23 protein-coding genes are annotated in these 23,482 nt (G+C 68.4%); 10 read left to right on the top strand and 13 right to left on the bottom strand.

Annotated features, from left to right (window positions below):
* Nucleotides 1-193: 193 nt before the first annotated feature.
* The 3 genes from AB0L70_RS15065 to AB0L70_RS15055 all read left to right on the top strand — a co-directional run bounded on the left by AB0L70_RS15065 (nt 194) and on the right by AB0L70_RS15055 (nt 3,549).
* Nucleotides 194-322, top strand: a complete 129-nt coding sequence (locus AB0L70_RS15065; RefSeq protein ID WP_363684095.1) for a hypothetical protein — start codon at nt 194-196, stop codon at nt 320-322.
* Between the two features lie 24 nt (nt 323-346).
* Nucleotides 347-508, top strand: coding sequence for a hypothetical protein (locus AB0L70_RS15060; protein WP_363684093.1), 162 nt, complete (start codon nt 347-349; stop codon nt 506-508).
* A 125-nt stretch (nt 509-633) separates the two neighbouring features.
* A complete protein-coding gene (locus AB0L70_RS15055; protein ID WP_363684091.1) occupies nt 634-3,549 on the top strand; it encodes an AAA family ATPase in 2,916 nt (971 codons plus the stop codon).
* Between the two features lie 120 nt (nt 3,550-3,669).
* On the opposite strand, the gene AB0L70_RS15050 is transcribed toward AB0L70_RS15055, so the two are convergent.
* The 3 genes from AB0L70_RS15050 to AB0L70_RS15040 form a co-directional block, all read right to left on the bottom strand.
* Nucleotides 3,670-3,894 (bottom strand): hypothetical protein, encoded by a 225-nt coding sequence (locus tag AB0L70_RS15050; RefSeq protein WP_363684089.1) that lies wholly within the window; start codon nt 3,892-3,894, stop codon nt 3,670-3,672.
* Between the two features lie 182 nt (nt 3,895-4,076).
* Entirely contained in the window at nt 4,077-5,426 is a 1,350-nt protein-coding gene (locus AB0L70_RS15045; RefSeq protein ID WP_363684087.1) for a serine hydrolase domain-containing protein, read from the bottom strand.
* A gap of 25 nt (nt 5,427-5,451) precedes the next feature.
* On the bottom strand, nt 5,452-6,465 hold the full coding sequence (locus AB0L70_RS15040; RefSeq protein ID WP_363684085.1) for a dipeptidase: 1,014 nt from the start codon (nt 6,463-6,465) through the stop codon (nt 5,452-5,454).
* 47 nt (nt 6,466-6,512) lie between these two features.
* On the opposite strand from AB0L70_RS15040, the gene AB0L70_RS15035 reads away from it, so the two are divergent.
* The gene (locus tag AB0L70_RS15035; protein ID WP_363684083.1) at nt 6,513-7,400 is read left to right on the top strand and encodes an ornithine cyclodeaminase family protein; all 888 of its coding nucleotides are present in this window, start codon (nt 6,513-6,515) and stop codon (nt 7,398-7,400) included.
* A 12-nt stretch (nt 7,401-7,412) separates the two neighbouring features.
* Here AB0L70_RS15035 and AB0L70_RS15030 read toward each other — a convergent pair whose 3' ends face one another.
* Complete coding sequence (locus tag AB0L70_RS15030; RefSeq protein WP_363684081.1) at nt 7,413-7,769, bottom strand: NADH-quinone oxidoreductase subunit A; 357 nt, start codon at nt 7,767-7,769, stop codon at nt 7,413-7,415.
* A gap of 9 nt (nt 7,770-7,778) precedes the next feature.
* Nucleotides 7,779-8,579 (bottom strand): hypothetical protein, encoded by an 801-nt coding sequence (locus AB0L70_RS15025; RefSeq protein WP_363684079.1) that lies wholly within the window; start codon nt 8,577-8,579, stop codon nt 7,779-7,781.
* Nucleotides 8,580-8,869: 290 nt separating this feature from the next.
* On the opposite strand from AB0L70_RS15025, the gene AB0L70_RS15020 reads away from it, so the two are divergent.
* Together AB0L70_RS15020 and AB0L70_RS15015 are read left to right on the top strand one after the other, a co-directional pair.
* The gene (locus tag AB0L70_RS15020; RefSeq protein ID WP_363684077.1) at nt 8,870-10,840 is read left to right on the top strand and encodes a 2-oxoacid:acceptor oxidoreductase subunit alpha; all 1,971 of its coding nucleotides are present in this window, start codon (nt 8,870-8,872) and stop codon (nt 10,838-10,840) included.
* Nucleotides 10,837-11,919, top strand: coding sequence for a 2-oxoacid:ferredoxin oxidoreductase subunit beta (locus tag AB0L70_RS15015; RefSeq protein ID WP_363684075.1), 1,083 nt, complete (start codon nt 10,837-10,839; stop codon nt 11,917-11,919). The genes AB0L70_RS15020 and AB0L70_RS15015 overlap by 4 nt, the downstream gene beginning before the upstream one ends.
* On the opposite strand, the gene AB0L70_RS15010 is transcribed toward AB0L70_RS15015, so the two are convergent.
* The 3 genes from AB0L70_RS15010 to AB0L70_RS15000 form a co-directional block, all read right to left on the bottom strand.
* Nucleotides 11,909-12,667, bottom strand: a complete 759-nt coding sequence (locus AB0L70_RS15010; RefSeq protein ID WP_363684073.1) for an alpha/beta fold hydrolase — start codon at nt 12,665-12,667, stop codon at nt 11,909-11,911. The genes AB0L70_RS15015 and AB0L70_RS15010 overlap by 11 nt on opposite strands.
* Nucleotides 12,648-13,799 carry a serine hydrolase domain-containing protein gene (locus tag AB0L70_RS15005; RefSeq protein WP_363684071.1) on the bottom strand — a complete coding sequence of 384 codons (1,152 nt, stop codon included), beginning with the start codon at nt 13,797-13,799 and terminating at the stop codon, nt 12,648-12,650. Before AB0L70_RS15005 ends, AB0L70_RS15010 begins: the two co-directional genes overlap by 20 nt.
* Before the next feature lie 79 nt (nt 13,800-13,878).
* On the bottom strand, nt 13,879-14,895 hold the full coding sequence (locus AB0L70_RS15000) for an NAD-dependent epimerase/dehydratase family protein (RefSeq protein WP_363684069.1): 1,017 nt from the start codon (nt 14,893-14,895) through the stop codon (nt 13,879-13,881).
* 87 nt (nt 14,896-14,982) lie between these two features.
* On the opposite strand from AB0L70_RS15000, the gene AB0L70_RS14995 reads away from it, so the two are divergent.
* The gene (locus AB0L70_RS14995) at nt 14,983-15,534 is read left to right on the top strand and encodes a TetR/AcrR family transcriptional regulator (RefSeq protein ID WP_363684067.1); all 552 of its coding nucleotides are present in this window, start codon (nt 14,983-14,985) and stop codon (nt 15,532-15,534) included.
* On the opposite strand, the gene AB0L70_RS14990 is transcribed toward AB0L70_RS14995, so the two are convergent.
* The 4 genes from AB0L70_RS14990 to AB0L70_RS14975 are packed head-to-tail and all read right to left on the bottom strand — an operon-like array spanning nt 15,518 to nt 19,214.
* Complete coding sequence (locus tag AB0L70_RS14990) at nt 15,518-16,162, bottom strand: HAD family hydrolase (protein WP_363684065.1); 645 nt, start codon at nt 16,160-16,162, stop codon at nt 15,518-15,520. The two genes, AB0L70_RS14995 and AB0L70_RS14990, sit on opposite strands and share 17 nt — an antisense overlap.
* Nucleotides 16,159-17,265 (bottom strand): alpha-hydroxy-acid oxidizing protein, encoded by a 1,107-nt coding sequence (locus AB0L70_RS14985; RefSeq protein WP_363684111.1) that lies wholly within the window; start codon nt 17,263-17,265, stop codon nt 16,159-16,161. Before AB0L70_RS14985 ends, AB0L70_RS14990 begins: the two co-directional genes overlap by 4 nt.
* The gene (locus AB0L70_RS14980) at nt 17,153-18,646 is read right to left on the bottom strand and encodes a nitrilase-related carbon-nitrogen hydrolase (RefSeq protein ID WP_363684063.1); all 1,494 of its coding nucleotides are present in this window, start codon (nt 18,644-18,646) and stop codon (nt 17,153-17,155) included. The genes AB0L70_RS14985 and AB0L70_RS14980 overlap by 113 nt, the downstream gene beginning before the upstream one ends.
* Nucleotides 18,630-19,214, bottom strand: a complete 585-nt coding sequence (locus AB0L70_RS14975) for a TetR/AcrR family transcriptional regulator (protein WP_363684061.1) — start codon at nt 19,212-19,214, stop codon at nt 18,630-18,632. The genes AB0L70_RS14980 and AB0L70_RS14975 overlap by 17 nt, the downstream gene beginning before the upstream one ends.
* 160 nt (nt 19,215-19,374) lie before the next feature.
* Between AB0L70_RS14975 and AB0L70_RS14970 the strand changes: the two genes are divergently transcribed.
* The 3 genes from AB0L70_RS14970 to AB0L70_RS14960 are packed head-to-tail and all read left to right on the top strand — an operon-like array spanning nt 19,375 to nt 22,800.
* The gene (locus AB0L70_RS14970) at nt 19,375-20,331 is read left to right on the top strand and encodes a hypothetical protein (RefSeq protein ID WP_363684059.1); all 957 of its coding nucleotides are present in this window, start codon (nt 19,375-19,377) and stop codon (nt 20,329-20,331) included.
* Nucleotides 20,321-21,517 (top strand): MFS transporter, encoded by a 1,197-nt coding sequence (locus AB0L70_RS14965; RefSeq protein ID WP_363684056.1) that lies wholly within the window; start codon nt 20,321-20,323, stop codon nt 21,515-21,517. The genes AB0L70_RS14970 and AB0L70_RS14965 overlap by 11 nt, the downstream gene beginning before the upstream one ends.
* Nucleotides 21,518-21,552: 35 nt before the next feature.
* Nucleotides 21,553-22,800, top strand: a complete 1,248-nt coding sequence (locus AB0L70_RS14960) for a DUF445 domain-containing protein (protein ID WP_363684054.1) — start codon at nt 21,553-21,555, stop codon at nt 22,798-22,800.
* A gap of 4 nt (nt 22,801-22,804) precedes the next feature.
* Here the strand turns inward: AB0L70_RS14960 and AB0L70_RS14955 are convergent, their stop codons facing one another.
* Complete coding sequence (locus AB0L70_RS14955; RefSeq protein WP_363684052.1) at nt 22,805-23,449, bottom strand: BBE domain-containing protein; 645 nt, start codon at nt 23,447-23,449, stop codon at nt 22,805-22,807.
* Nucleotides 23,450-23,482: the final 33 nt, after the last annotated feature.

Here is a 23,482-nt window from a genome sequence, read left to right as displayed (position 1 = left end):
GACCGGCTCTCCCCACGAGCCGGTCGCGCCACCGTCATTTCCGGGTCCCTAGGGAGGCGTACGGCGTACCTAGGACACCTAAGGCCCGTCACGCCGCAGGGATAGGGAGGAAGCCCGATGTGCGGGCCTACCTCAGAAGAGCACCTTTAGGTCATCGGCAAGGAGCCGACAGCAACAACCCAGGAGGCACCAAGTGTTCACGAACGAATCGGTCAAGGCAGAGGTCGACTACCGCCGCGAGCGGCTCAGCCGCGACTACCGGCACCACCGGACTCCCCGGACCCGCCGGAACCTCGTCCACCTGTTCGGCCGGAAGGCCTGAGGAAAGCCCGAAGGGAGGCACACCATGAACATCACAGCTCAGCAGATCCAGGCGGAGACCGCCTACAAGCAGGAGCGGACCAAGCGTGAGTTCCGCGGCAGCAAGCGCCGGAACCGCGCGGAGCAGGCGGCTCAGCCCGAGCCGCGGCACGCTCGCCGGGCCCTGCGACCCACCACGGCGGCATGACCGCCCGGACCGCCGTCCCTGATCCAGCAGTTGCGATCAGGGACGGCGTTTTCACGTCTGCGGCCGGCAAACCTCAGGCTCAGCGGACGGGATGCCGTCGATTTGTGTCGGCTCCAGGGGCGAAGATGGACGACGTGCCCTGGACTTCGACACCTCTCGTCGGCCGCTCGACCGAGATGGCTGCCCTGCTGAGCGCCGTCGACGACGCCAAAACGCGTCGCGCCGGTGCTGTTCTGCTGTCCGGTGACGCGGGCGTCGGCAAGACCCGCCTGCTGGACGAGGTGGCGACCGGCGCGCACGAACGCGGTTTCGGCGTACTGGTCGGGCACTGCACCGACTTCGGCGACGCCGGCCTGCCGTATCTGGCGTTCACCGAGATCTTCGGCCGGCTGGCCGGTGACCGGCCCGACCTGGTCGAGAGCGTGCTGACGAACTTCCCGGCGATCGGCCGGCTGCTGCCGACCCACCGCCTGATCGGCGCCCAGCCCGGGCCGCAGGAGGGGCAGCTGGACCGGGCCGCGCTGTTCGACGCCGTCCTCGGCGCGTTCACCGCGCTCTCCACCAGCGAGCCGCTGCTGGTGATCATCGAGGACGCCCACTGGGCCGACGACTCGACCCGGGACCTGATCGGCTTCCTGATCACCCGGCTGACCTCGCAGCGCCTGGCCCTCGTGGTCTCCTACCGCAGCGACGACCTGCACCGCCGGCACCCGTTGCGTCGCCCGATCGCCGAGTGGTCCCGCAACCCGCGGGTCCGCCGGGTCAACCTGCTCCCCCTGGACGCCGACGAGTCCCGCGTCCTGCTGAACTCACTGATCACCGAGCCGCTCCCGGAGAGCGAGGTACGGCGAATCCTCGACCGCGCGAGTGGGAACGCCTTCTTCACCGAGGAGCTGGTCGCCGCGGCCTCGATGGGCGACGGTGACGCCGTACCGCCGGATCTGGCCGACCTCCTGCTGGTCCGGCTCGACCCACTGTCCGACGACGCCCGTCAGCTCGCCCGGGTGATCGCGGTCGCCGGCCGGCGCGTCCCGCACGACCTGCTGACCGCGGTCGCCGACCTGCCCGACCGCGAGCTGGACGAGGCCCTGCGGGAGCTGATCGACGCGCACATCATCGACGTACCGACCAGCGATCGGTACTACTTCCGCCACGCCCTGCTGGCCGAGGCTGTGTACGACGATCTGCTGCCGGGCGAGCGGGTCCGCCAGCACGCGGCGTACGTGCAGGCGCTGAAGGACCAGACCGTCGCGGGTACGTCGGCTGAGTTGGCAGGGCACGCCACCCGGTCGCACAACCTGCCCGAGGCCTTCGAGGCGCGGGTGCGGGCCGGCGAGGAGGCGATCTCGGTGGCCGCGCCGCAGGAGGCGCTGAAGCACTACGAGCTGGCTCTCGAGCTCTACCCGAACCGCTCACCCGAGAGCACTGTCGACAAGACCTGGCTGATCGTCCAGACCGCGACGGCCGCGACGCTGTCGTCCCAGCACCTGCGGGCGTTGAAGATCCTGCGCAAGGCCCTGGCCGATCTGCCGCCGGACGCGCCGAAGCTGGAGCGGGCCCGACTGCTGCTGCCGCTGGCCGACATCGCGCTGATCATCGACCAGGACCAGGAGTCGAACGAGGCGATCTCGCAGGCGCTGAAGCTGGTGAACGACGAGGCGCCGAGTGTCTTCAAGGTGCAGGTCGCGTCGTTGTACGCGCGGGTCGCGCACGCGCTGGGCCGCCCGATGGACGCGGAGCGCTGGGCGAACAAGGCGCTCGAGATCGCCCGCGAGGCCGGCCAGGAATCCGCGGCCAGCGACGCCGGGATCACGCTGGCCCAGCTGCGCCGCAACGCCGGTGATCCGGAGACCGCGGCCAAGCAGTTGGAGGAAGCGGCGGTGCGGGCCCGGCTGGACGGCGACGCGGCCGCCGAGGTGCGGAGCCGGTTCCTGCTCGGGTCGACGCATTACGAGCAAGGGGATCTGCTCACCGCGAAGGCTGCCTTCACGCTGACGGTGAAGCGTGCGGCCGAGCTGGGCCGGCAATGGGCGGTGTACGGGTTCGACGCACGCCGGATGCTGGCTCTGACACAGTTCATCCTCGGCGAGTGGGACGACGCGACGGCGACGGCCGCGACGGATTCGATGACACCAGGGGCGTCCGCTGCGGCGCTGCGGGCGGTGGAGCTCTCCGTCCGCGGTGGCCGGGGGGACACCTCGGTCGCCGAAGAGCTGATGCAGCTGCGGAGGTGGTGGGATCTCGACGTGATGCTGCCGCTCCTCGGCATGCAGCCCGCCGTCGACGCGTACCGGTATCTGGATCAGCCGGCCGAGGCGGAGAAGCTGATCGCGAGCGTCGCGGCACTGTGCGCGGACATCTTCCAGACCGAGTGGTTCCTGGCCCGGATCCGGTTCGCGACGCTCGGGATGCAGGTGCTGTGTCACCGGGCCGTTGGGGAGCCCGCTGCGGCCGCCGACCTCGTCGCCCGCGGCGCGGAGTTGCTGGCCGAGGGACAGACCACGGCCGAGAAGGGCCTGCCGCCCGGGCGAGTGATGGGCGTCGAGGGCCTGGCCTGGCTGGCACGGCTGGAGTCGGAGTGGGAGCGACTCCGCTGGCTCGCCGGAGTGGACGCACCGACGCCCGAGGAGCATGTGGCCGCGTGGGAGCGGACTGTGGACGCCTTCGGGTACGGGTATGTCTTCGAGCAGGCCTGGTCACGGGTGCGGTTGTCGGCCGCCCTGCGCGCCGCCGGCCGAGTGGCCGAGGCGAACGAGCAGGCCACGCTGGCTGCTGAGGTTGGCCGGGAGCTGGGCGCCAAGCCGCTGCTCGACGAAATCGGAGGCGTCGACACGGGTGGCACGAGTGCGCTCACGTCGCGGGAGTCCGAAGTACTGGCGCTGCTCGCCGAGGGCCGGACGAACCGGCAACTGGCGCGCGAGCTGTACATCAGCGAGAAGACAGTGAGCGTGCACGTCTCGAACATCCTCGCCAAGCTCGGCGTCCGCTCGCGGACCGAAGCCGCCGCGGTCGCCCGCCGGGACGGGCTGCTCGACCAGTAGCGGGTCCACAAACGGAGGGCCCCCAACGGAGAGCCCACTGTCGCTCACGTTCGGTGCTGTGCGTTTCACCGAACGTGAGCGACGTGGGCGGAACCCGGGTGGGGACCGGGCGTTCTGGACTTAACCGTGCCTGCGGTGCCGGACGGGCTCAGTGCGCGCATGGCGGGCCTGGGCGCGAGCATGCGCCAACTCGTCACGCGGGTGCTCCCGGATACCGCTGTGCGCTGGTCGGTCGACCCGGGTGATGTCGTCGAAAACTTGCCGGGCGCGTCGCATCCGCACCACAGCCAGTAATCCGAGTAGGACCGCCATCAGCACGATCACCACCCACAGTTGCAATGACATTGCCTCACCACCCCGCAATCGCCCCGTATCACCGCGTAATCACCATAGCCCTGAACTGACCACTTGGCGACGGGCTGTACGCATTCCGTTATCCCAGAGCGTTTCAAACTCACGTTTGTTGCCAAATGCAATTACAAAGGGTGATCGGGCAACGAGTCTGAGGCCGACCGGAATTGTTACGCTCAGTCACCACGTGGGGTGAGGCGACCGCCACGAAAAAGATACGTTGACCGACCGTCAACTGGTTCACGGAAGGCCAGAACCTGGTGTACGCCGGACTCCGGTTCGGCCGCGATCAGCCGCGACTCGTCCAGCGGCACGTACCGGGTCCGCCGCTCCTCCGGCAGCAAGATCTTGGCCTCATCGCTGACCGCCTCGTCGAGCACCCAGAACTCGCCGTCCTCGACGCTGACCGTGGCCCGCACCAACAACCCGTCGTACCGGCCGACGACGAGGTCTGTGGAGATCTCGACCGGCTCGGCGGGTGGCACCGGTCGGGTCGGCAGCTCGACCCCGGCGGTCTCCCGGAGAACCTGGCCGACCAGTTCGTCGTACAGGGCCGGGGTGTCGCCGCCGTTGGTGAGCAGTACGACGGCCACGCCCTTGTCCGGGACCAACCGGAAGAAGGCCGACTGCCCGACCGTGCCGCCGTCATGTCCGTACAGTCGTCCGCCCTCGACATCGAAGATCATCCAGCCGAGCCCCCAGTGCTGCGCGAACCCGCCCGTCGGGGGTACGTCGACCTGGGCCTCCCACATCCGGTCGATCGTGGCCCGGTCGAACAGCTTCGCGTCCAGGTACGCCCGGCCGAACGTGAGCAGATCGGCCGCGCTCATCGCCAGCAACGACCCGGCCGGCGCCATCGCGTGCACCAGGCTCCAGATCGGCGCTGCCTGCGGCGGCGCGTCCGGCGTCGGCCGGGTATGCCCGAGCGCGGCCCGGTACAGCAGCGCCTCGTCCGGGATCGTCGCCACGTGCTCCAGCTCCAGTGGTACGGCGATCAGTTCGCGAACGAGCTGGTGGAACGGCTTCCCGTGCAGTACCTCGGCGATCCGGCCGAGGACGACGAAGCCGGCGTTGTTGTAGGAGAAGCCCGCGCCGAGCGGTACCTCCTGAGCCAGACCGGGTGCGACGTCGCGCAGGAACAGCTCGACCGCGTCGTCACCGCGTGAGGTCGGTATGAACGCGTCGCCGGAGAAGCCGCCGGTGTGGGTCAGCAGGTGCCGCGGCGTGACGGCGGCGGCCGCGCTCTCGTCGGCGAGCTTGAACTCGGGCAGGTAGTCGCGGACCGGGCGGTCGAGGTCGACCTTGCCCTCGGCAACCAACTGCATGATCAGGGTGGTGGTCCAGAGCTTGGTGATCGAGCCGACCTGGAAGACCGAGTCGGTGGTGGCCTCGACACCGGTGTTGAGATTGAGGATTCCGGCCGCCGCCGTACTCACCTCACCGTCGGCCAGGACGGCTATCGAGGCCGCCGGTACTTGGTGTTTCGCGATCAATTCACCGAGGTTCTCGTCGAGCCAATTCTGCACAGCCTCACTCCTTCGATAAACAGCGTCAGCTTGAAAGCGCGTGCACCAGATTCTCCCCGAGGATTTTCCGGATAATTGCCTCAGGCAACCCTCTGCGCTGCAGAGCATCGGTGACCAGCGGCATTCCGGCCGGTCCTTCCAGACCCGGCACGTACACCTCGGCGGCCAGGCCCTGGATGACAACAGGACGGTCGCAGGCCGGGATCTTCTCGCCGAACACCTCCGCGACGAAGTCACTGCCGAGTCCGACGTGATCCTCGCCGGCGACGTCGACGACGTACTCGAGGTGGTCGGCGAGGTGCTCGATCGTCGGCTTCTCTTCACCCGTGAGGAAACCGGCGAAGAAGTTCACGCAGATCACGCCGCCGGTCGCGGCGATCCCACGCAACTGCGAGTCGGTCAGATTGCGGTGATGTTCTCGCAGTCCGAACGCACTGGAGTGCGACGCGACCACGGGCTTGGTCGCCAGCTCGAGGATGTGGTCGACCCCGCCACGGCCGACGTGCGAGACGTCGATCAGTACGCCGAGCTCCTCGAGCAGACCGACCGCCTCGACCCCGGCGTGCGTCAGCCGGCTGCCGGCCGCGTCCTCACCGGATCCGTCCCCGAGCGCACTGCGGCCGAAGTGGGTGAACGACGCCATCCGGACGCCGAGCCGCTGCATCGTCTGCAGGAGTTCGAGATCGTTGTCGATCTGCGGACAGCCCTCGAGCGCGAGGACCAGCGCGATCTTTCCACCAGCCGTCGCGGCCGCCAGATCACCAGGCGCCGTACACAACGCGACCTCGTCGGAGTTGGTCTCGGCGATCCGGTGCGCGGCCTCGATCATCCGCAAAGTCTCGCGCAGCGCGCCCTCCGGCCGGAATTCGTCGTCGATGAACACCGGCAGCACCTGGACGTCGATCCCGCCCTCGCGCAGCTGCGGGATCCATCGCTCCCGGAAGTACTCCGACCACCTCTCCCGAGGCCGCCGCGCCACCAGCATCAGCAGATCGTTGTGCGCATCCGCTACCAGCGCTTCCCGGTGCAGGTCGTTCATCGCGATCTCCCTAAAGCCTGGGGCGCGTCCACAATATGCTGTCGTCGGTGAAGGTCCTTTCGGCTGAGGATGTCCGTCGTGCCGTTCCGATGAGTACGGCGATCGACGCCGTGCGCGACGCGTTCCGGGAGCTGGCCGCGGGGAACTTCGTGTTGCCTCCGCGGCAGATCTTCGGGGACGGGGCAGTGCTGGTGATGTCGGCATACCACACGCCGACCGGGACCGCGGTGGTGAAGAAGATCGGCATCGCGCTCGACCAGGTGCCGGCGATCCGGGCGACCGTGATCTGGACCGGCGCCGGTGAGCAGCTCGTCGCCGACGGCACGTCGATCACGACCTTGCGGACCGGCGCCGTCGTCGGTGTCGCCACCGATCTCCTCGCCCCCGCGGATGCCACCCGCCTCACGCTGATCGGCACGGGCGCGCAGGCCCCCGATCAGGTCCGCGCCGTTCTCGCCGTACGACGAATCACCGCCGTCACCGTCGCCGGCCGCTCGGCCGACCGCGCCGCCATGCTCAGCCAACGACTGGCCGACGAGTTCCCCGACGTGAAGTTCACTCCGAGCGTGGACATCGACGACGCCGTCGCCGACGCGGACGTGATCTGCTGCGCCACCTCAACCAGCACGCCGCTCTTCTCCGCCGACGCCCTGCCCGAACGCGTGCACGTGAACGCGATCGGCGCCTTCCGCCCGAGCATGCGCGAACTCCCCCGCGACCTGCTCGCCACCGCGTCGATCGTGATGGTCGACCAAACCGAGGCAGCCATGGAGGAGTCCGGCGAGATCATCGATGCGGTCCGATCCGGCGTACGCACCGACCTGCTGGAGCTCGGCGCAGCTCTCGCCAGTCCGCCGACGCCGACCGGCCGGACCGTCTTCAAATCGGTCGGTGTCGGCTGCCAGGACTGGGCGATCGCCGCGGCCCTGAGCTAGTCCGACGCGGGGCTAGGTCCAGCGCAGGACGCCCTTGCGGTAGGCGTACAACAGCCCGACCGCGACGAAGGCGAGGAACACGAACATCTCGATCAGCGTCGAGAAACCCAGCGAGGCGAAGATCGTCGCCCACGGGAACAGATAGACGGCGTCGACGGCGAAGATCACGTAGAGGTAGGCGAACAGGTAGTACCTGATGTGGACCTGCGCCCAGCCCTCGCCGACCGGGTCGACACCCGACTCGTAGGTCTTGAGTTTGTTCTCGGTCGGATACGTGACGGTCAGAGCCTTGTTCAGCGCGAACGCGCCGATCAACCCGACCAGTGCGAGCGCGACCACCGCGAGGATGACGCCATAGCTCTCCGACACGGGAGCAGCTTAGTTGGTGCAGAGCAGGATGGAGTCGACCGCGACGTACGGGCCGTAGCCGGAGCGTACGTCGGCGACCTGCAGGCGCAGTCGGGTCACGCCGTCGATCTTGTAGTTGAGCCAGGTCTCGGTCTCCTGGCCCATCCGCACGGAGGTCATCGCCTTCGTCCCGTTGTGGAGCGACACCCGCACGATCCCGTCGGTCAGGTTGCCGAGCCAGTTCCGTACGTAGCTGCACCCGGTCGTGTCGACGTCACCCCAGACGTACCCGCCCTGGTCCGCCAGCAGGTCGGCCTCGGCCCGCCGCGGTCCCTGCTTCGGCGGGACCACGTTGAACTGCGGCTGCCCCAGCCCACCCGCGAAGAGCAGTCCCTTCTTGAAGAATCCGCGCCAGACGTAGTGCTTGAAGCTGATCATCGGCGAGATCGCCGCCTGGTACGGCGCCTGTCCACCGATCGCGATGCGATACGTCCGGATCGACCCCGGCTGGACAGTGGTGATTGTCACGCTGCTGCCGACCGAGTACCCGTGCGCGACCTCCTGCCAGCGCTTGGCCGACGGGATCCACTGGTGCAACGGGATCCGGGTCCCTGCCTTCGGCTCCGGCGACAAGGTGCCGACCACGGTGATGACGCCCTTGGTCGCATCCGTCGTACGAATGCCGGCGATCTTCGCGGTCCGGGTGGGTGCGGCCACCGACGCCGACGCCCTACTCCCGAGACTCAACGCGCTGTCCGCCGGGGCGATCGGGGCAGCGCACCCCGCCAGCAGGACGACCAACAGACCGGCAACGGCACGCACAGGGCGCATACGAACTCCCTCGAGACCCCGGCCCGAACCGGGGGTGGATCACAAGTTGATGACGACACCCTGCCGGTTCTCACTGCGGATCGCAAGCGAGTGCTTGCGCAGTGTCACACTGGGAGATTTCGTTCTATCCCACAAATCCGGACCCCTAACACTGCGTCCCAGGCTGTGGACCACCGGGGCTTCCGCATGGTTCTGTTCTAAGGGCGAACTAATATTGGGGTTATCGCCCTGACGGGGGGATCGACGTGTCGCCCACGAAGCGGCAGGCCGACCCAAGCTTCGACTTGGAGATGAACAGAACAGTGACCATCGAGGTCAAGCAGCTCGACCGCGTGGTGATCCGCTTCGCCGGCGACTCCGGCGACGGGATGCAACTCACGGGTGACCGGTTCACAGCAGAAACGGCATCGTTCGGCAATGATCTGTCGACCCTGCCCAACTTCCCCGCGGAGATCCGGGCACCAGCCGGAACCCTGCCGGGCGTGTCGTCGTTCCAGCTCCACTTCGCCGATCACGACATCCTGACGCCTGGTGATGCGCCCGATGTGCTGATCGCGATGAACCCCGCGGCCCTCAAGGCGAACCTGCGCGACGTTCCGCGCGGCGCCACCCTGATCATCGACACCGCCGACTTCACCGCCCGCAACCTGAAGCGGATCGGGTACGACGAGAACCCGCTCGAGACGGGTGAGCTGGACGGCTACCACGTGGTCCCGCTGAACCTGACCGGGATGACGGTCGAGTCGGTCAAGGAGTTCGGCCTGTCCCGCAAGGACGCGTCCCGGGCGAAGAACATGTACGCGCTCGGCCTGGTGTCCTGGTTGTTCCAACGGCCGGTCGAGTCGACGATCACGTTCCTGCAGACCAAGTTCGCCTCGAAACCGGACATCCGGGACGCGAACATCGCGGCCTTCCGGGCCGGCTACAACTTCGGCGAGACCGCCGAGGAGTTCTCGGTGCGGTACGAGGTGAAGCCGGCCAAGATGGCCACCGGCACCTACCGGAACATCTCCGGCAACCTGGCGCTGGCGTACGGCCTGGTGGCGGGCGCGCAGCGCGCCGGTCTGCCGATGGTCCTCGGGGCGTACCCGATCACCCCGGCGTCCGACGTACTGCACGAGTTGTCCAAGCTCAAGCGGTTCAACGTCACCACGATCCAGGCCGAGGACGAGATCGCCGGTGTCGGCGCCGCCCTGGGTGCGTCGTTCGGTGGCGCGCTCGGCGTGACCACATCGTCCGGCCCGGGTATCAGCCTGAAGTCCGAGACGATCGGTCTCGGCGTGATGCTCGAGCTGCCGCTGATCGTCTGTGACATCCAGCGCGCCGGTCCCTCGACCGGCATGCCGACCAAGACCGAGCAGGCCGACCTGCTGCAGGTGATGTTCGGCCGCAACGGCGAGGCGCCGCTGCCGGTGCTCGCGGCCCAGTCCCCCGCGGACTGCTTCGCGATCGCGGTCGAGGCGGCCCGGATCGCGATCACCTACCGCACTCCGGTGATCGTGCTCTCCGACGGCTACCTGGCGAACGGGTCCGAGCCGTGGCAGATCCCGGTGGTCGAGGACCTGCCGACGATCGACCCGAACTTCACCCTCGAGCCGAACGCGACCAACGACAAGGGCGAACCGACGTACCTCCCCTACCTCCGCGACCCGGAGACCCTGGCCCGCGCCTGGGCGGTCCCGGGCGTGGCGGGTCTGGACCACCGCATCGGTGGCCTGGAGAAGGAGGACAAGACCGGCAACATTTCCTACGACCCGGCCAACCACGACCTGATGATCCGGACCCGGCAGGCGAAGGTGGACGGCATCGCCGTACCGCCGATCGAGGTCGACGACCCGGACGGTACGGCGAAGGTGCTGGTGCTCGGGTGGGGATCGACGTACGGCCCGATCGGAGCCGGTGTCCGCCGGGTCCGCAAGGTCGGCGGCAAGGTCGCGCAGGCCCACCTGCGGCACCTGAACCCGTTCCCGTCGAACCTCGGTGACCTGATCCGCAGCTACGACAAGGTGCTGGTCCCGGAGATGAACCTGGGTCAGCTGGCAATGCTGCTGCGGGCCAAGTACTTGGTCGACGTCGTCTCCTACGCACAGGTCCGCGGTATGCCGCTCGGCGCGGCGGAGCTGGCCGAGGTGATCGGCAACCTGGTCGAGGAGACCGAGGGCATCGACGACGACGCCCGCCACCTGGGCGCGGCCGCCGCCGCCGTCAAGCACGGCGAGGCCCTGAACGAAGAGCTGCACCAGTCGGAGGGAGCACGATGAGCACGGTCGATCTCGGCCTGCCGAGCCTGCCGGGCGGTCTGCGCGGTGTCCCGGCCGCGACCGAGCCGCAGAACCGCAAGGAGTACGTGTCGGACCAGGAGGTCCGCTGGTGCCCGGGGTGCGGTGACTACGCCGTACTCGCGGCCTTCCAGGGGTTCCTGCCCGAGCTCGGGATCAAGCGCGAGAACGTCGCGATGGTCTCCGGCATCGGCTGCTCGTCCCGGTTCCCGTACTACTTGTCGACGTACGGCATGCACTCGATCCACGGCCGTGCGCCGGCGATCGCGACCGGACTCGCGGTGGCGCGACCCGACCTGAGCGTGTGGGTGGTGACCGGTGACGGCGACGCGCTGTCGATCGGTGGCAACCACCTGATCCACACGCTGCGGCGAAACGTGAACCTGAAGATCCTGCTGTTCAACAACCGGATCTACGGCCTGACCAAGGGCCAGTACTCGCCGACCTCGGAGCCTGGCAAGGTGACGAAGTCGACGCCGATGGGCTCGGTCGACAACCCGTTCAACCCGGTCTCGCTGGCGCTCGGCGCGGAGGCGACGTTCGTGGCCCGCACGGTCGACTCCGACCGCAAGCACCTCACCTCGGTGCTGCGCGCGGCGGCCGAGCACCGCGGCACTGCGTTCGTGGAGATCTACCAGAACTGCCCGATCTTCAACGACAACGCGTTCGACGCGATCAAGAACCCGGAGACCCGGGACGACGCGATCATCCCGCTCGTCCACGGCGAACCGATCCGGTTCGGCACCGACGGGCACCTCGGTGTGGTCCGCGACGGCTTCGCGTCCCTCGCGGTCCGAGAGGTCGCGGACCTGCCCGGCGGCGAGGCCGATCTCGTCGTCCACGACGCGCACACCGAAGACCCGGCGTACGCGTTCGCGCTGTCCCGCTTGACCGACGGCGGCGTCCTGCACCAGGCGCCGATCGGGGTCTTCCGCTCGGTCGACCGCCCGGCGTACGACGACATGGTCCGCCAGCAGATCACCACCTCCCAAGAAGCCCAGGGCACCGGCGACCTGCAGGCCCTGGTCACCGGCGCCGACACCTGGACGGTCAACAACTAGTCAGGAAGGCCCGGACGGCTCTCTGAAAGCCGGCCGGGTCTTCGATCCACGGGTAGTGCCCGACGTTGTCGAGCACTACCCGTTCTGCGTTCGGCAGGGCTTTGAACAGGATGTCGGTCACCGCCGGCGGCCTGAGGTCTGCGGCGCCGTGGATCAGCAGCGTCGGTACGGCGATCTGTGCGCAAGCGGCAGCGCGGTCGGGCACGGCGCGGAGGTCGGCGAGTAGGGCGTCGGCGCATTCCTGGTTGGGCTCGAAGCGCGGGGTGTTGAGGTGGCGGGCGTGGTCGAGCGCGGTGGCGCGGTCGGCGAAACCCGTTGAAATACGGGCGATCCAGGGATCGTCGGAGGGGATGGTGGCGAGGATCTCGGCGACGCGTTGGCGGTAGTCCGGTGGCGGACCGTCCAGGCCGGTGCTGGAGACCAGGATCAGGTGGGTGAGTCGATCGGGGTGAGTTGAGGCGTAGTGGAGGGCGAGGGCTGCTCCCCAGGAGTGACCGATCAGCGTGAAGGGTCCACGAGGGCTGACGGTGTCGAGGTCGGCGACTGATCGGGCGAGCGTGTAGGGCCCGCGGCGGTCGGAGCGGCCGCAGCCTCGTTGGTCCCACCGGTACAGGGTGTGGCCGGGCAGCTCGAGATCCTGGAAGACGTCCCACCAGCCCGGACCGCCATGAACCAGTACGACGGGTGGGCCGTCGCCGGTGACCTCGGTCCAGAGCCGACAGCCGTCGTCAGTCAGTAAGGGATGCATAGACGGCTGCGCGCAATTCGCGGCGGATCGGGTAGCTGGCGGACGGGCGCAGTTGGGTGAGGAAGACGACGGCCAGCTCGTCGGCCGGCGAGACGAAGAACGCAGTCGAGGCCATCCCGCCCCAGAAGTACTCGCCAGGCGTGCCGATGGTCTGCGCCACGGTCGGATCGAGCAGTACGCCGAAGCCGAGCCCGAAGCCCTGTCCGGCCCGCTTCGTCTCCCCGCCGAAGTCGGCGTACGCCGCGAGGTCCTGACCGCCCGGCAGATGATTAGTGGTCATGAATCGCAGCGTCCGCGGCCCGATGACCCGGACTCCGTCGAGCGAACCGCCACCGGCCAGCATCCGCGTGAACCGCAGGTAGTCTCCCGCCGTCGACACCAGCCCGGCCACCCCGGACAGGAAGGTGCGCGGCCGGGTGTAGGCGCTGGTCAGCGGATCATCGGTGAGCTTGAAGCCACCATCGTCGTACCCGTATGTCGCGGCGAACCGGGAGATGCTTGCCTCCGGCACCGAAAAGCCGGTGTCGGTCATGCCGAGCGGCTCGAAGATCCGGGTCCGCAGGTACTCGTCCAGCGGTTGGCCGCCGATCACCTCACACAGCAGGCCGACCAGGTCCGTGGAGATCCCGTAGATCCACCGCGTGCCGGGCTCCGCCTGCAACGGCAGCCCGGCCAGTCGGCCCGGCAGCTCGGACAACGGCGCGTCTGAATCCATCCCGGCCAGTCCGGCCTCCCGATAGAGCTGGCTGACCGGGTGCTTCCCGTTCGACGCGGCGAGGCCGGACGTGTGCATGAGCAGATCCCGCACCGTCATCTCGCGGCTCGACTCGCGCAGCCCGTCGGCGTCGTACACCTTGGGCCGTCCGAGCGCCGGCAGGTACTTCACCACCGGATCGTCGAGCTGGAACAGCCCGTCCTCGTACAGTTGCATCAGGCCGAGGCTCACGATCGGCTTGGTCATCGAGTAGATCCGGAAGATCGTGTCCGTCGTCATCGCCCGGTCCCGCTCGACGTCGGAACGCCCGTACGCCTCGAACAGCAGCACCTGATCGCGCTGGGCGACCACGGTCACCGCCCCCGGATACCGCCCCGCGTCGACGTACCGCCGAACCACCCGCGCGACCCGTTCCATCAGCCCTCCCTGTAACGAACACTTCAGAGACGAGCATATCTGTTGCAAACATTACAAAGCCAGAGCCTCGGCTGAGCCCTTAGCTGGTCTTGCTGAGCAGGCTCTCGCCGCAGTCGGCCACGGTGTCGGCGGCGGGGCGGGCCTTCCAGCCGAGGAGGCGTTCGGCCTTGGCCGGGCTGTGGCGGTGACGACGACCGAGCGCCGGGGTGATGTCACGGAGTGAGGCGTCGAAGAGCGACATCGCCTTGAGCGCGAAGTCCGGGAGGCGGCGCGTCGGCACCTTGCGGGCGGATTCACCGAGCCGCGAGCGCAGCGCGATCGCCATCTCGGACATCCAGAGGAAGTCGCCGACGGCAATGAAGCGCTGGCCGGCCGCCTCAGGCGAGGTCATCGCGCGGATGTGGATGTCCGCCAGGTCGCGGACGTCGACGATCTCGAAACCGAGCCGCGGCGTACCGGGCATGCGACCCTCGAGCAGGCGGCCGATCACCTCGACCGAGCCGACGTTCGACGGCATCAGGACCGGGCCGAAGACAGCGCCCGGAAGGATTGTGGTCAGCATGGTCGGCCCGTCGTACGACGCCATGAAGTCCCAGGCGGTGCGTTCGGCCAGCGTCTTGGACTTGCGGTACGTCGTCAACCGCGGGTCATCCGGATCCGTCCACAGAGTCTCGTCCGTGACGCTCTCGTCGGTGTACAACGCGGGACTCGCGGCCGCACAAGCCGACGTCATCACGACCCGCTTCACGCCCGCCTCGGTCGCCGCCCGCAGGACGCGTACGGCGCCATCGCGCGCCGGGACGATCAGGTCATCGGGGTTCTTCGTCGTACCGGTGCCCAGCGGCGACGCCACATGCAGGACAAAGTCGACCCCGTCCAGCGCATCCGCCCAGCCGTCGTCGGAGACCAGGTCCGCGACATGGAACGACAACCGATCCCCAGGGTCGACCTCGGCCGCGATCGAGGCGCGTACGGCGTCCTCCTTCGCCAGACTGCGGACCGTCGTACGAACGTCGTAGCCGCGCCGGAGCAGTTCGACAATGCACCACCCCGCGACGTACCCGGTGCCACCGGTGACCAATACCCGCTCGGACATGGCCCGCTCCCTGCTAACCTAAGTGGAGGATTCTTCCAGATCACTATATGGAGGATTCCTCCAGTTAACAAGTGAGGAGAGGTGGTCATGCGAGCGGACGCGCGGGCGAAGCGAGCAGCGGTGCTGACCGCGGCCGTAGACGTGTTCACCGAGCGCGGCGTCGAGATCCCCCTGGACGAGGTCGCGCGACGGGCCGGGGTCGGCATAGCCACGCTGTACCGGCACTTCCCGACCCGGGAGGCGCTGATCACCGGCGCTTACGTCCAGCAGATCGGCATGCTGTGCGACGGGGTCGAGAAGCTGCTCGCGGACCTCCCGCCGGACGAGGCCTTGATCACCTGGATGCAGAACTTCGTCGGACACGTCGCCGGCCGGCCCGGGATGGCGCAGGCACTGAAGTCGGTCGTGGTGTCGACCGACCACGAAGCGGCGGCGCTCAGCCACGCGAAGGTCTACACCGCGCTGGAAGAGTTGCTCGACGCAGGCGTCGACGCAGGCCTGTTCCGCGCCGACGTCACCGTCGACGACCTGGCCGGCGCCCTCAGCGGCTTCAGCCTCTCCGTCGGCTCCCCCGGTTCCCAGGACCGCGCCGACCGCCTGATCCGCATCTTCGTGGACGGCGTCAAAGCAACTGGGTGAGGGTCATCCCGGCGGGCCGGTCGAGGTGGAGGGCGGTCAGGCCCGCGGCACGGGGTGCGAGGACGTCGAGCTCGAGGTTGTCGCCGATCATCAGGGTGTCCGCCGGGTCCACACCGAGCGCCTGGCACGTGCGCAGGTAGGTCTCCGGCGCCGGCTTGCTGACGCCGAGCTCCTCCGACGTACAGACCACGTCGACGAGGTCCGCGAGTCCGATCGCGGCCAGTTTCGCGTTCTGTTGGGCCGGATTCCCGTTGGTCAGCACGCCGATCCGCCACCCGTTGCCATGGGCAACTTCCAGGGCGGGCCGGGCGTCGGGGAAGGCGGTCCAGCTGCCCTTGTAGTGGGCGAGGTAGCCGGTGAACAGCTGATCCAGCTCCGCGTCGGTCGGCGGGACCGGGTGATCGATCAGCGGCAGGAACGCCTGCAGCCGAGCACGGCGCTGCCCTTGGTGGGTGAGCTCCCGCGCCAGGTAGGCGTTGTAGACGCGCTCTTCGATCACGAACCACTGCGCCACCAACTCGTCCGTCGCGACTCCACCGAGCTCAGGAACCCACGCACGGACGGCGTACGTCGCGGACGCGGTGTGATCGAACAGCGTGTTGTCCAGGTCGAAGATGACCGCCTTCACGCGCGCACCACCGAGTCCCGGTTGAGCTCGCGATGGTTCGCGTACCCGGACAACGCCAGCGTGAGATCGAGCTCGGCCAGGAAGCACCGCAGTACGTGTTCGACGCCCGCCTGCCCGGCCAGCGCCAGACCGTAGAGCAGCGGCCGCCCGAGCAGCACCGCCTTCGCACCAAGGGCGAGCGCCTTCGCCGCATCCGCGCCGGTCCGTACGCCGGAGTCGAACAGGACTGTCAGTTGCTCACCCACCGCATCCGCGATCGCCGGCAATGCATCCAGCGACGCGATCGCGCCGTCGACCTGCCGGCCGCCGTGGTTCGAGACCACGATGCCGTCCACCCCGTGCTCGGCCGCGACCTTGGCGTCCTCGACCGCGGTGATCCCCTTCAGCACGATCGGGCCGTCCCAGTTGTCGCGCAGGAACGAGAGGTCGTCCCAGGCCAGGCCGACGTTCGGGAACATCTGCGCCCAGTGCATCACCGCAGCGCCCGGGTCCTCGGCAACCGGCTTGGCCAGCTTCGCCTGGAACGCAGGGTCACTGAAGTAGTTCGCCAGCCCTTCGCCCTTGAGGAACGGCAGGAACCCGCGGTCCAGGTCGGACGGTCGCCAGCCGATCGTCCCGGTGTCGAGGGTGACGACGAGAACGCCGTACCCACTGGCCTTGGCGCGCTGGAGGAAGCTGAGACAGACGTCGCGGTCGGTCGGGTAGTAGAGCTGGAACCACTTGTTGCTCGCCTCGATCTGCTCGATCGCGTGGCTGGCCTGGGTCGAGTGCGTGTAGGTCAGGCCGAGGGTGTCGGCGGCGCGGGCGGTGGCGAGCTCGCCGTCCGGGTGCGCGAGGGTCTGGACACCGATCGGTGCGACGAGCACCGGCGCGGGCATCGACGTACCGAGGATGGTGCAGCTGAGGTCGCGTTCGGTGCTGCCGCGGAGCATCCGGGGCAGCAGCCGCCACCGATCGAACGCCACCTGGTTGGCCCGCGCCGTCGCGCCGCTACCCGCGCTCGGAACGATGTACCCCATCGCCTCCACCGGCAGCTTCCCGGCCGCCTGCGACTCCAACCGGGCCAGGTCGGTCGTGATCTCCGGCCGGATCCCCTGCAACATCCCCTGCAGGTAGATCTGCAGCTGGTAGTCCCCAAAGTTGGCCATGCCGGATGCTTTCACGCCGTCCGCGCCACCTCAACCACACCATCCCGGCCAGTGCGACCAGACCGCACAACCAGGCGAACCAGTCACCCCAGGCGGTGTACAACGTCTTGTCGATGCCTGGGCGCAACTCTCCGATCAAGACCGTTGGTGCGGTGCTCTCGGCGACGATCCGGCCGTGGGCATCGGTGAGAGTCAGCCGACCCTGATCGCCGTCGCGGGCGATCGGGATGCCGTTCTCGATACCGCGAAGCAGGGCCATCCGGCTGTGCAGCCAGCCGTCGTTCACGAAGTCCAGTGCCGGCACCAGGAGCAGACCGGTGTCCATCTTCGCGTACTCGCGAGACAGCGCGGGGAAGTCGAGGTCCTTGCAGATCAGCAGTCCCCACGTCTCGTACATCGCCAGGTGGTCGCCCGGTGTGAGCGGCTCGATCCCCGGGATCAGGTGATGCTTGTCGTACGACGTGGGCGCACTGGCGTCGGGGTGGAACATCAACGCGCGGTTGTAGTCGTGACCGGCCTCGTTCAGCACCGTCAGCCCGACGACCAGCTCGATCTTGTTGCTGGAGGCAAGTGTTTGGTAGGTCCTCGACCACGCGGGCAGCTCTTTCGCGTCGACGTCGACGATCTTCTCCGGAAGGAGGACGACCTGCGCGCCGGCCCGGGCGGCGTCGGTGATCATCGCGGGATAGCGGTCCGGGCTCTCGGCCGAGAGTACGGCGATCTTCACGGCCTGGTCCGGAGTTGGGTTGGCCAGCCGGAGAGCGCCGTACAGGCAGGTGCTGGCGGCAACGACCACCAGTGCCAAGACCGGGATCAGGCGGCGGGTGGCGACGACGGCGGCCGGGAAGAGCAGGAGGAAGCTGAGGCCCCAGACGCCGGTCAGCGAGACGATCTGGTTGACGGGTGTGACCTCGGCCTGCGTGTACGCGAGGCTGGTGAACGCGCCGTGTGGTGAGACGACCGCGATCACATAGTCGAGAGCCGCCCACAGAGCAGGAGCAGCGAACGCCGCGACCACAGGGTGCCCGCGGACCATCAGAGCCCGGAAGAACAGCACGGTCAGCGTGAACACACCGGCCAGCAGCACGAGGAAGGCCAGTGCGGGGACGGGAAGCTCGAGGTCCTGGAGTAGATAGCGGATGAGGTTCGAAAGCCCCAGAAGCCAACCGGCAAAGGCAGTCAGGGCTGCCCAGCCCGGTTTCAGCCGGGGCGCGACGAACAGGACCGGCAGCGGTGCGAGCCAGGTCAGGGCGGGAAGCGTGTGCAGGCCGGACCCGAAGTACAGCAGGGCACCGGTCGTGATCGCAGCGGCGGAGGCCTTAAAGACGGAGCGCATTGATGGTCCTTTCACCGAGGCGTAGGCAGAGGGCCCGGAATTCGGTGTCGGGCATGCCTATGCGGTCGCCGTGGTAGAGGCTGATGAGGCCGTGCAGGAGCGCGGCGAAGATCAGGCTGGTTTCCCAGATGTCGTCGTCGGCGCGGAAGAGCTGCTGGTCGATGCCGGCCGAAATCGCGTCGGCGACCAGGGTGAACGTCGGTGACTTGCGAGCCCGGAAGTCCTCCGGGAACTTGCGTGCCTGGTCGCGGCGCTCGGTGAACATGTACTCGTACAGCCGGGGCTGTGCCAGCGCGAAGTCCACGTGATCGACCAGCATCTCCCGCATCCGCGCGTCCGCCGCGTCCGGGCGAGGAGCCGACTCCCAGCGCCGTACCAGCTCGGCGAACGCCGCGTCCGCGATCGCGTTCAGCAGCGTCTCCCGATCCGGGTAGTACTGGTAGATCGCCATCGGCGTGATCCCCACCGCCGCGGCGACCTTCCGCATCGAGACCCCGGCCGCGCCGTGCTCGGTCAGCAGGTACGTCGCCGCCGCGGTGATCCGGTCCTTCGTCGTCACCTCGCTCATGGACGACAGTCAACCTGAATTCCCTATACGGCGTATAGGGAATGCAACCCTGATTGATCCCTGAGTCCCATGACATCCGTCAGTGACAGATCGGGATGGATCGCATCGGCGTCGACGGGCACGGGCGACCAGAGTTGGGAGCGTGAACAAACAAGGAGTTGTGAGACGGACATCGCCGGCCCTCGGGCTGTTCTTCCTGTCGCCGCTGGTGGCGGAGTTCCTGCTCGGGAACATCCCGATCAGCAGTCTGTTCGCGTTGCTCTTCCTGGCGCCGCTGTACGGCGGTGGCGCGGTGGTGATCCGCGAGGTCGTCCGGCGGCGCGGCTGGGGTTACCCGAGTGTCGTGGTGCTCGCGCTGGCGTACGCCGTCCTCGAGGAGGGCCTGACCACCCAGTCGTTGTTCAACCCGAACTACGCCGACCTGCGACTGCTGGACCCCGGACACATCGGGTTCCTCGGGATGGGTGCACCGTGGACGCTGTTCGTGCTGGCACTGCACACCGTCTGGAGCATCACCGTGCCGATCGTGATCGTGGAGTCGATGTCACGGCGGTCGCGTGAGCCCTGGCTGGGCAAGATCGGTTTCAGTGTGTACGTCGCGATCTTCCTGGGCGGGATCGTCGCGACCACGGCCTTCCAGTTGAGCAGCGACTCGTTCGTGGCCGCACCGGCCCAGTTCGCCGGCGTCGCCGTGGCGATCGTCGTTCTCGTCGCCGTCGCCGCCCGGATCGGCGGCCGCCCGCGTCGTCAGCTCGCCGGTACGGCGCCGAATGCCTGGCTGGTCGGGATCGCCGGGCTGGCGCTGACCTCGGCATTCATGGTGATCGACGATCTGGTGAAGAACGGCTGGGTCGAAGCGGCACTGCTGGCCGTGATCGAGGTCCTCGGGGCAATCCTGATCGTGAACTGGTCCCGGCGGACCGGCTGGACGCAGCGGCATTCGCTGATGCTCGCAGGCGGCGCGCTGCTGACCTACGCGTGGCACTCGTTCCCCGAGGACCCAGTGATGGACGCGTCGCGGACAGTCGACCTGGTCGGTAATGGGGTCTTCTCCCTGCTCGCGGTGGTCCTGCTGGTGGGTGCGACAATCAGGCGTGACAAGTTCGGTGACTCCTGACACTCGCACCACCGCGCGGCACGTCGGGCTGGCGTTGCTCGCGCTGGCGACCGGTGGTTTCGCGATCGGAACCACCGAGTTCGTCACGATGGGACTGCTGCCGCAGATCGCGGACGGCGTGAACATCTCGATCCCGACGGCCGGCCATGTCATCTCGGCGTACGCGGTGGGTGTCGTGGTCGGGGCGCCGGTGATCGCGGCGCTGGGCGCGCGGACCGGCCGCAAGCGCCTGCTGCTCGGGCTGATGGCGGTGTTCGTGCTCGGCAACGTGCTGTCGGCCGTTGCCCCCAGCTACGAATTCCTGATGGCAGCCCGGTTCGTGACCGGGCTGCCGCACGGCGCGTTCTTCGGGATCGGCGCGGTCGTCGGTGCCTCGATGGTTCCGTCCGGCCGACGGGCCTGGGCAGTCTCGATGACGATGGTCGGACTCCCGGTCGCCAACGTCATCGGCGTACCGCTCACGACCTTGATGGGCCAGCGACTCGGCTGGCAGGCGCCGTTCCTCGCGGTCGGTGGGCTGGGGTTGCTCACGCTGGTGGCGGTCTGGTTCTGGGTCGCGCCGCAGCCGGTCGGCAGCGACGTCAACGTCCGCAGCGAACTGAGCGCGCTGGCCCGGCCGCAGGTGTGGATGGCCCTGCTGGTCGGGATGGTCGGCTTCGGCGGCATGTTCGCCACCTACTCCTACATCACCCCGACGATGACGGAACTGGCCGGTTTCTCCGAGTCCGCGGTCACGATCGTGCTGGCCGTGTACGGCGTCGGCATGACGTGCGGGACCGTGATCGGCGGCCGCCTGGCCGACCGCGCCCTGATGGGCAGCGTGTACGGCGGCCTGATCGCGGTGGCCGTGGTCCTCGGCACCTTCGGCTGGCTGGCGCAGACCCGGCCGGGCGCGCTGATCGGGGTCTTCGCGCTGGGCTTCTCCGCGAGCATCCTGGTCCCGTCGCTGCAGACCCGGCTGATGGACGTCGCTCACGAAGGCCAGTCGCTGGCCGCCTCCCTGAACCACTCCACCCTGAACATCGCGAACGCACTCGGCGCCTGGCTCGGCGGCGTCGTACTGGCTGCCGGCTACGGCTACGAATGGCCCAGCCGGCTCGGCGCCGCCCTGGCCGTGGCGGGCCTGATCCTCGCGCTCATCTCGGGCCTGATGGACCGACGAGGGACAAATCAGGTGCTTGCCTGACGGCCTGATCACCATCCACTTGGTTGGATGGGTACATGGCCACCATGACGTTGAGCGCTGCCGACCAGGTACGGCGCCGTGGGCTGCGACAGATGCGGGCCGTGGCACTGTCGTTGCTGGTGCTCGCCGCGATCATCTACGTGGCGACACTGCACCTCACCGGCGGCTGGGCCTACGTGAACGCGGCGTCCGAGGCGGCGATGGTCGGTGCGCTCGCGGACTGGTTCGCGGTCACCGCGCTGTTCCGGCACCCGCTGGGCCTGCCGATCCCCCACACGGCGATCGTGCCGACCCGCAAGGACAGCCTGGCCGAGAGCCTGGAGCAGTTCGTCACCGAGAACTTCCTCTCCGAGGAGGTCGTGGCGGAGAAGATGCGCACCGCCGAGGTGAGCCGCCGGGCCGGTGAGTGGCTGGCCGCCGGCACCCACGCCGAGCGGATCGTGGCCGAGGGCGCCCGGACGATCGGCGCGGCGCTGCCGAAGGTCGGCGACGAGGACGTGACCGCGTTCGTCCGCGGATCGCTGCTGCCGCGGTTCGTGCAGGAGCCGCTGAGCCCGATCGCCGGCCACTTCCTGCAGTCCGTGGTCGACGACGGCGCCCATCACGCACTCTTCGACCTGGTTCTGGTAGAGGCGCACGACTGGCTGCGGGACAACAAGGGCCTGCTCGCTGACGTCGTCGGTCCGCGGGCTCCACGCTGGTCGCCGCAGTGGGTGGACCGGCTGGTGATCGACCGGATCCACCGGGAAGCGCTCGCCTGGCTGACCGACGTACGCGAGAACTCGTCGCATCCGGCCCGTAAGGCGGTCGACCGGTTGCTCAGTCAACTGGCCGACGATCTGCAGCACGACCCCGACATGATGGCGCGGTTCGAGCACTTCAAGACCCGGATGCTGACCCACCCGGACATGGGCTCGAGCCTGACCGCCGTGTGGGACGCCGTACGCACGGCGCTGATCGACGCCATCTCGGATCCGCAGAGCACGCTGCAAGTGCGGGCCACGGCGGCCATCCAGGACCTGGGCAAGCGGCTCCAGACCGACGAGGGACTGCGTGCCAAGGTCGACGACCGCGCGGCCGAGGCGGTCGGGTACGTCGTTCGCACCTACGGCAACGAGATCGTCTCGGTCATCTCGGACACGATCGAACGCTGGGACGGCCGGGAAGCGTCCGCGCGGATCGAGCTCCATGTCGGCCGCGACCTCCAGTTCATCCGGATCAACGGCACCGTGGTCGGCGCGCTGGTCGGCCTCCTCATCCACACCATCAGCCAGGTGCTCTGACCAGCTAGCGCGCAAGCTGCAGCGGCTGCTTCGAGCCGAAGGTCCACTCCGGGTCGTACTGGGCCTTGATCCCGATCAGCCGATGCAGGTTCGAGCCGTAGTGCGCGTGCGACGGGTTCAGCAAGTCCGGATCCGGATGGGTCTGGTACACGTGACTGCTCCCCCACGGGTGCACGAACACCCCGGGCGCCGCGTCGCGCCAGTGCGCCACGAGGTCCTCGATCGCGGTCCGGGGCAGTAGGTGCTCGAAGAACTCCGACTTCACCCGGCGGAGCTCCTCGCCGCCGAAGCGACGCAGGTACGACGTGTCCCCGGCAACCATCGGTTCGATCCGGGTCCGCTCCGGCGGACGGCCGATCCGGCCGGCCAGCTCGTCCAGCACGAACCGGATCGAGCCGCCGTCGTCACCGACGAGCACACCGGAGACACCGGCGAGCAGGCCGTGGTAGCGAGCGAGTGGCCCGAGTCCGCCGTTCAGCGCGATCGCTGCGGTTCCGGCGTACGAGGACGGCAGGGCGCGGCCGAGTACGGCGAGTTCGTCCGCCAGCGGCCCGAGCCGAACGCCCGGCCCGACCGCGACCAGGTCGCCGGTGATCGAAACGGACTGCAGCCCGCTGACATCGTCCAGTCGTCCAAGTACTCGGCGCATCCACCCTCCCTCTCGGTGGATAGATGCACCGAG

Source organism: Kribbella sp. NPDC051952 (assembly GCF_040680855.1).
Classification (GTDB): domain Bacteria; phylum Actinomycetota; class Actinomycetes; order Propionibacteriales; family Kribbellaceae; genus Kribbella.
This window is presented reverse-complemented; position numbering and strand designations above follow the sequence as displayed.